We start from the raw sequence: 7,999 nt of genomic DNA, 5'->3' as shown, positions 1-7,999 counted from the left end.
TCCCACGTTGGGCAGACCGACGATTCCAAGAGTAAGACTCACAGTGACCTATCCTACCTAGATATCTGGCTCCACTGTCTGAAGCGGGTACCAGGGTTGAGTGAAGGCATCGGCGTCTCCCCGTGCCTTCTTGGTCACCACGGTGAACGCCGCACTCACACCGTCCCAGGGGCGCCGGGCCACGAGCCGTTCCATACAGCATGCCACCTCCCCGTGGGGTTCAGCCCGAATAGCTGTAAAGAAGGGGCGCCAGTCCTCTATCCCGCCGTAATCCAGCACGGCATTGTACACCTCAGCACCCCAAGTTTCGATGGGGTCGGCAGGACTACTAGCGCTGTTACGGAACATCAGCGGGTCGATCATGAGGCCGCCTCAGCGATTTTTTTGCACACTGTTATCACTCGTTCCCAGTTCCAGCTCGGATCGATCCCCTTATACCCAGGTATCTCATCAATCACGTCCGCATCACGTGGATCAGGATGGAACAGCAACGCCAGCGTTTCAGTAAGCACCGGTGACCCCGTTGTGCTGTCTGCACCATAATAATCATCCAGTTCACGTAACACATCTCCGGACCGAGTAATCCCGAAGGTATTGCTCAAAGCCGCCACATCAAGATAATCGCGCACCTGGTTGCGCGACATCACTAAGTATGTCTTAATTCTTAGCGTCTCCGGCAAGGTGGGTACCACCACCGTGCCACCGCTTGGTAAAATTACCTTTTCTACCTCCAGGGCTTTTTCCCTCCGTAGATTCCTCAGTCCGGCCTGAAAGCCATCGAGCGTTCCCATGATCGTCATAGGCGGCCTTGAGGCGCGTGAGGATTTTTTCCACCCAGGCATGGTGGCCAAGGCATCGTCTAAGGCCCTGTATCGGTTCTTCAGGTCACGCACCACATGATCGTGATCCTGTGAGAACCTGTGCCCGGCATGAATGGCCGCTGCCGTACCGCCCACGAGGACAGCGTCAGTAATCACCGTCTGCAGCTTCGCCGCAGATTCCAGTAGCCCAGAAAAATCTTCTTTCATAGGCACCATCCTAGAATCTCTTACCCCTCATACTCTATCATTTTCCTCAGCCCCCCATCCCACAGGAAACTGGCTGCAGCCGTAACTACCCTATTTACACCCGCTCGGTACCTCATGGAGATCATCATCGTTACCAAGCAAGATGCATACCACAGCGGCCCTGCTACGATTCTACACCCTACACCTACTAACCCTCAATACCATCGAGCGCACCTAAAAATGAAAATTTTAATTTCTCAGGATTACCCCTCAAAAAGTTGACTTTTGCAGAAGCTCCACCTATATCTAAATACCCCTTCAATCACAGTCTCCGAGGGGAGGATTTTCAAGATCCAATGTTCAATATGGATGGATAAATTTTGCAAAATGCCATCCCGAAATAACCTGAAATAAATGAAATATTTATACTATATAAATCTAGTAGATCAGCTGTTGACAACACCACTATATTCATATAACTACTGAATTGAAGAAACCTCCCGACCCCGCTACAGATAGACATTGCCCCACTCCTCCTCATATGTCCATCAACAGTAAGTAGTAATCACCTCTAAGAATCACCGTCAACATGGGAGAACAGCCCTGTCAAATACGACCCGCCCCCCTGAATCCCGCCGTCAGGCCACCGGCGGGATCTTAAGCTCCAGGTCCCCCACTAGCTCGATCAGCTCTCGGTCATGCGTGATGACAACGAGGATGGCACCGCGATCAGCGCATCTGCGGATCACAGCCGCCATCGACTCCATCGATCGCAGGTCCAAACCGGAGGTTGGCTCGTCAAAAACGATGACATTGGCACCGCGTCCGCCCTCGCCACCCACCGAAGCCGTTGCCACCGCTAATCGCTGGCGTTGGCCCCCGGAGAGGCTCAGCGGATGGCGTTCTTCGAGACCCGCAAGGCCCAGGTCGCCCAGGATCTGCTTCACCTCGTCGGGCTCCGGCCTCCACCTGCCCACCGCGAGCTCTTCGGCCACGCTGAATCCCACGAGCTGCCGGTTCACGTCCTGCATCACCGCAGCACACCGTCGGCGGCGCGCCACGCGGGAGAGCTCGACGCCATCCACGGACACGGAGCCGCGCGCCCGGTGCAACCCGAGGAGCACGCGCGCCAAGGTGGATTTCCCCGCGCCATTCGGTCCGGTCACACACGTCACCGTGCCGCGGGGCATCTGGGCGTAGGGCACCGTCCACAATCGCCGCCCGTCCCGTGAGGCCGTAAGATCCCGCAGTTCCAGCCCCTCTCCCGGCGTGCCGCGCCTCTCCAACGCAGAGGGAATGGAGGGCACCTGCGGTGCCGCGAGGCTGCGAAGCCGGGCCTCGCGGCGGTCCTTATCACTCATCGCCCAGAACGCCTCCGCCGGTCGATCCCCGGCGATCCGACCCTCCCTAAGCTCCACGACCCGGTCGACCACCCGCCTGAGGTGGTGCACCCGATGTTCGACCACGAGGATCGTCGCTCCCTCCTTGCGGAGCACGCCCACGGCCTCGGCGACCGCGGCGGTGGAGTTCTCGTCGAGGTTCGCGGTCGGCTCGTCAAGAAGATACACTGCGGGGCGTAAGACGAGCGCGGAGGCGAGCGCCACCCGCTGGCGTTCCCCGCCGGAGAGCTCACTCATCCGCCGGTCGAGGAGGTGTTCCAGGCCCAGCTGCCGTGCTGCAGCAGCGATCCGCCCCAGAATCACCTCGCGGGGAACACCGTGGTTCGCGGCACCGAAGGCCACCTCGGAGAGAACATCCGTGGCAAAGAACTGCGTCCGGGGGTTCTGGAACACAGTGGCGCTCACTATCCCCGCATCCGCCAGCTCCACCTCGGCGGGGCTGATGCCGTTCACCGACACCGAGCCCTCGATCCGGGCCGGGTGCACGTGGGGGATGAGGCCGTTGAGCACGCCGATGAGCGAGCTCTTCCCCGCCCCGGATCCGCCCGTGACCAAGACGCACTGGCCCTCCGGGATATGCAACCCCAGCCGGTCCAGCAGGACCGCAGGCTCGCCATCTCCTACGCTGACGGTAAGATCATGAAGACGAATCATCCGAGTCCCTCCTTGACCGCCAGGGCAACCACGGCGGCGGTAAGAAGCACCGCGATGGCATCCGCCGCGCCGAGGCGCAGCCGGATGATCGAGGTGGGCCGCCGGTGACCGCCGAGCCCCCGCAGAAGCGCTGAGGCGGCGATCTCATCGCCGGTGCGCAGGGAGGACGCCACGAGCGGAAGGACCGCGTGGCGCACCGCCGTCACCGGATGGAAAAACAATGCCGCCCCGGAGCGGACGACTCCCCGGAGCACCAGGGTTTCGCGCAGGGCCCGGGCGTCATCGACGACGACCGGGAGGAACCGCACGGCAACGACGGCCGGGACCGCCAGCACCCGCGGCACCCGGGCCCAGCCCAACGCGGCCTGCAGCGCGCCGGTGGTGATGCCGCCGACGAGCACCCACGCGATGACTCCGGCGATGACGAAGCGAAGGGTGAGTCCCCCGGCGAAGAGCACGGTGGCGAGGATCTTTTCGGCCGTGCCCGCGGCGTCGGGAAGCACCAGGTGCACAAGGGCCAGCAGGAGTGCCTCCGCCGCCATCAAGAAACCGGCGGCGCGGACCCGGCGGGCGGCTACGAGGCACAGCGCGGCCACGCCCACCCCCGCGACCTCCATGGCCTCCGTGCCTACCGTCAGCAACGCCGTGTCCGCGATGAACAGGCACAGGATGGCTACCCGTGGATCGAGCGCACCGGCGAGTGTCCGGTTCACAGGCCGGCCCGGGAGAAGTAGGTGCGTGCCATCCGCTGGCCGAGCCATCCGCCCGCCAGCCCCCCGAGGAAGAGGAGGACCCCCAGTGCGAGGATCATCGGGGCGGAAAAGAACTCGCTGAAGGCCCGGACCCATTCCTCATTGGGCGTTCCCGCATAGCGTTCCACCATCGCATCCCGCATGAACAGCAGGGGCAGCAGGTTCCCCAGCGGGTAGAGCCCAAACACGCCGTATCCCAGGACGCCGCGGCGGGGATCCGCGTATCCGCCGCCGCGTAGGATCGCGTCCGCCAGCAGCCCAACGAGCGCGGCGATGGGAACGCCGACGAGGCCGTGGCCGAGCATCGCGGAGATCAGTCCCAGCAGCGTGGCCATCGCGGTCACCAGGCCAAAGTGCTGGACGCGCCGAAGGAACAGAATGAAGGGGATCCCATTGAGGATGGCGGCAAGAACCGCCCCCACGGGCTGGATCTGCGGCCCAAGGACGCCGATCATGTTGCATACCGTGCTGACCACGGCGATGATCACCGTGAACACCCCGAGGGAGACCAGCTCGCTGCCCGTGGAGGGGCGGCGCTGCGCGGTGTAATGGGACTGTGCATGAATATTATTCGCCATCGTGACGACCTTTCTGTGACGTGTTGATGCCTACGCGTGGCGATAGGCGTGATGTGTGATTCCCGTTGGCGGGATGCCCCTGCCGGGATCGCTCGGTGATCGGGGCCGCAGGCGGGGCGGCGTGCGCCCCGCCCTCCTGAATCGCGCGATTCTCAGCGATCCGCCGCAAGATTCCAGCGGCCCGCCTCCTCCCGGAGCGACCAGAACCGGCGGTAGCGCTCATCCGAGGCCGAGAGCTCCTCGTGAGTTCCCTCGGCCGCGATCCTCCCGTGCTCCACCAGCAGAATGCGGTCCGCGCCGCGGATCGTCTCCAGCTGATGCGCCACGACCACCACGGTCGCGTCCCTCGCGAGGTCCTCCAGGGCGGAGGTCACCGCGCGCCGGGTCGAGGAGTCGAGGGCGCTGCTCGGTTCATCGCACAGCACCAGCGGTGCCCGGCGGAGCAGCGCGCGCGCCACGGAAACCCGCTGGCGCTCGCCTCCGGAGAGCAGTCGGCCGCCCTCGCCCACCCGGGTATCCCAGCCCTCGGGCAACCGCTCGACGATCTCCGTCACCCTCGCCCTCTCCGCGGCCTCGAGCAGCTCGGCCTCCGTGGCGTCCTCCCTGCCCAGCATGACGTTGGCCCGGAGCGTGTCGTCGAAGAGATACACGTCCTGGAAGATCATGGAAATATGCGCGTGCAGGTCCTCGGAGGCCATATCCCTCAGGTCCACACCGCCGATGCGCACCGACCCTCCCGTGACGTCCCAGAGCCGGGCGAGGAGCCGCACGATCGTCGTCTTGCCAGAGCCCGAGGGCCCGATCACCGCCGTGCAGCTGCGCGCCGCAAAGCGGGCGCTCAGGCCCTTCAGGACCTCCTCCTCACCGTAGGAGAAGGTGACGTCGTCCATCACCACCTCCGACTGGCGGGGATACGGCACGGGGTCGGTGGGCTCCGGCAGCGGCGCGGTCTCCAGCACCTCCCGGACGTCGTTGATCTCGGCCTCCGATTGATGCAGCGCGGTCTGCATCGAGGAAACAACCCGGAGCGGGCCGGCGGCAAGCGTGACCAGGCCGATGAGCGCCACCGCAGTCACGGGGTCGGCGCCGTCCAGGGCCGACCACACTGAGAGCGCCACAGCGATGCCGAGGACCGTCTGGATCACGAAGCCCTGGATGACCATCCCCCCGAGGGAGAGCCACAGGGCGCGCCGCCCCGCAGCGCGCTGCGCCTCCACCGCGCGACGCAACGGGGGATAATCGCTGGCCATCCCGGCGGAGCGCAGAACCTCCTGGTTGCGCGAGAGCTCCAGAAGCCGCAGGTCCGTCTCGGCGCGCACCCCGCGCACGCGATCCTCGCCCGCCGACTCCCACCGGGCCGCCAGCCGCGAGGTCAGCCACACCACGGGAGCGGCGGCAACGAGGGCCACCCCCATCCGCCAATCCACCAGCAGCGTGCCCACGGCCACCGTCGCCGGCATGGCGACGCCGGCGAGCAGCGGTACGAGCACGTCCATCGCGGCGGTGGCCACGAACAGCGTGCCCCTGACCGCCACATGGGACGCGCGGCCCTGGGTCTCCGGCCCAAACCAACTCAGCGGCAACCGGACCAGCCGCTCCCCCAGCCCGCGATGCATGGACCGGATCACGCCGAGCGACGCCGTGAAACCGGCGAAGGTCGCCACGATGGTTACCGCGGCGTGCAGCACAAGGAAAGCGGCCATAAGAAGCGCGGCATGCGTCGCCCCCTGCCAATCGGCGCGCGCGATATCCGCGAGAATGGGAATGACGCATAAAACGACGATGCCCTGGGTTACCCCGGACAGGACGCCGAGGGCGACGGCCGTCAGGAGCTGGCGTCGCCCGGCCCCGCCGGAGAGGGCAATGAGTGCGCGAATCATTTGGTGACCTCCTCTTCGTTCTGTTCCATGTCCTCCCACAGCCGGGCGTAGCGCCCACCTGCCGCCAGGAGTTCGCGGTGCGTTCCACGCTCGACCACCCGGCCGCCGTCCATGACGAGGATCGCGTCGGCGTCGACGACCGTCGTGAGGCGGTGCGCGATGACCACCACGGTGCGTCCCGCAGTGAGCCTGTTGAGCCCCTCCTGGACCGCCGCCTCGGCCTCCGGATCCGTCGCGGAGGTCGCCTCGTCCAGCAGCAAGATCGGCGCGTCCGCAAGCAGCGTGCGGGCGATGCCCACGCGCTGGGCCTCGCCCCCGGACAGGCGCGCATCCTCCCCGATCACGGAGTCATACCCCCGGGGTAGGCAGGCGATGCGGTGGTGAATGTTCGCGGCCCGGGCCGCCGCCTCCACCTCCGCATCGCTCGCGCCCGGCGAGCCGAGCCGAATGTTCTCCGCGACGCTGAGGGCCATGAGCTGCGGGTCCTGGAACACGGTGCCCACCAGGCCCCGCAGTACCTCCGGATCGATGTCCCGCACATCGACGCCGCCGATGGCGACCGACCCGCCGTGCGGGTCCCGATGCCGGGCGATGAGCGAGGCCAGCGTGGACTTGCCCGACCCGGAGGGGCCAACCAGCGCCGTAACCCCGCCAGCGGGAAGATCGGCGGTGACGTTGCGGACCACCGGGTGGTCCGGGTCGTAGCCGAAGGTGAGGTCGCGCAGCGAGACGGCGGTGCCTCTCGGGCGGATCGGCTGCTCGGGGCGCGGCAGCTCGGGTTCGTCGAGAACCTCGCTGATGCGGCGCGCGGCGTCCACGGCCTGGGTCAGGGAGCGCTGACTCACCGCGACGGTCTGCACTGCGGCCGGCAGGAGCATGGCGATCACGGTGACCACCACGAGGTCCGCAGGGCGGCTCCAACCCGCACGAACGAACCACAGCCCGAAGGCCACTTCCACGGCACCGGCGGTGGCGGCGGAAAGGAAGATCACCGCGCCGGCGTGGGCGCGCATCTGCGGGCGGACCATCTCAGCGAACTCGGTGAGAAAGCGGGTGGAGCGCTCGGCAAAGCGGCGCGAGCCCTGCCCGGCCCGGCCAAAAATCTTGAGGACGGCGATGCCGTTGACGTACTCCACGATGGCCTCGGATACGCCGGCCAGGCCCTCGTGAATCCGATCCATGACCTCCGCGTTCGAGCGCGGGGCGAGGAGGCTATAGGTCAGGACGTAAAGCACCGCGGGAATCAGCGCGACGAGCCCGAGCCGCCAGTCCAGCACGCAGCAAACGATCATGCTCACCAGAGGGGTGAGCACCCCGGCGGTGAACTCCACGATCGTGTGCGCCACAAGCTGGTGCAGCGAATCCACGTCATTCTGCGCGAGCTGCCGCACCCGACCGGACGAGCGGGCATCGAACCACCCCAGCGGCAGCCGGGACAGCTTGCGGGCGAGCTTCAGGCGCAGCCGGGCCTGAAGCTCCACGTCCGCGATATGCGTGACCAGCAGCGCCAGGGCGCCGCCGAGCACGGAGAATCCCAGGGCCGTGAGGAATAGCAGAGTGGGATCCCGTAACGCGTCGGCGTCGCCGCCCCGGGTGAGGAGCCGGTGGGCGAGTTCCGCGAGGGCCAGGAACTGGATACCGGCGAGGATGGAGCCCACGATCTGGAGAACCAGCGCCACGGCAACGGCGGGAAGAACAGGACGTATCGTGCGCAGGGTGATCATCAGG

At 65.9% G+C, this 7,999-nt stretch carries 7 protein-coding genes; all 7 read right to left on the bottom strand.

The genetic code is table 11. The features are described from left to right. Nucleotides 1-57: 57 nt before the first annotated feature. Nucleotides 58-363, bottom strand: coding sequence for a hypothetical protein (locus tag Clow_RS11155; protein WP_055179247.1), 306 nt, complete (start codon nt 361-363; stop codon nt 58-60). After that, nucleotides 360-1,028 (bottom strand): hypothetical protein, encoded by a 669-nt coding sequence (locus Clow_RS11150; RefSeq protein ID WP_055179251.1) that lies wholly within the window; start codon nt 1,026-1,028, stop codon nt 360-362. Before Clow_RS11150 ends, Clow_RS11155 begins: the two co-directional genes overlap by 4 nt. Before the next feature lie 617 nt (nt 1,029-1,645). Next, complete coding sequence (locus Clow_RS11145) at nt 1,646-3,061, bottom strand: ABC transporter ATP-binding protein (protein WP_055179246.1); 1,416 nt, start codon at nt 3,059-3,061, stop codon at nt 1,646-1,648. Beyond that, nucleotides 3,058-3,774, bottom strand: coding sequence for an energy-coupling factor transporter transmembrane component T (locus Clow_RS11140; protein WP_055179244.1), 717 nt, complete (start codon nt 3,772-3,774; stop codon nt 3,058-3,060). Before Clow_RS11140 ends, Clow_RS11145 begins: the two co-directional genes overlap by 4 nt. After that, complete coding sequence (locus Clow_RS11135) at nt 3,771-4,391, bottom strand: MptD family putative ECF transporter S component (protein WP_055179242.1); 621 nt, start codon at nt 4,389-4,391, stop codon at nt 3,771-3,773. Before Clow_RS11135 ends, Clow_RS11140 begins: the two co-directional genes overlap by 4 nt. Before the next feature lie 152 nt (nt 4,392-4,543). Further along, nucleotides 4,544-6,271 carry an ABC transporter ATP-binding protein gene (locus Clow_RS11130; protein ID WP_055179240.1) on the bottom strand — a complete coding sequence of 576 codons (1,728 nt, stop codon included), beginning with the start codon at nt 6,269-6,271 and terminating at the stop codon, nt 4,544-4,546. Beyond that, nucleotides 6,268-7,995 (bottom strand): ABC transporter ATP-binding protein, encoded by a 1,728-nt coding sequence (locus Clow_RS11125; protein WP_245625768.1) that lies wholly within the window; start codon nt 7,993-7,995, stop codon nt 6,268-6,270. The genes Clow_RS11130 and Clow_RS11125 overlap by 4 nt, the downstream gene beginning before the upstream one ends. Between the last annotated feature and the right edge of the window lie 4 nt (nt 7,996-7,999).

This window comes from Corynebacterium lowii (assembly GCF_001412085.1).
Lineage (GTDB): Bacteria > Actinomycetota > Actinomycetes > Mycobacteriales > Mycobacteriaceae > Corynebacterium > Corynebacterium lowii.
The sequence above is the reverse complement of the archived record's forward strand: the minus strand, read 5'-3'. Positions and strand labels throughout refer to the sequence as shown.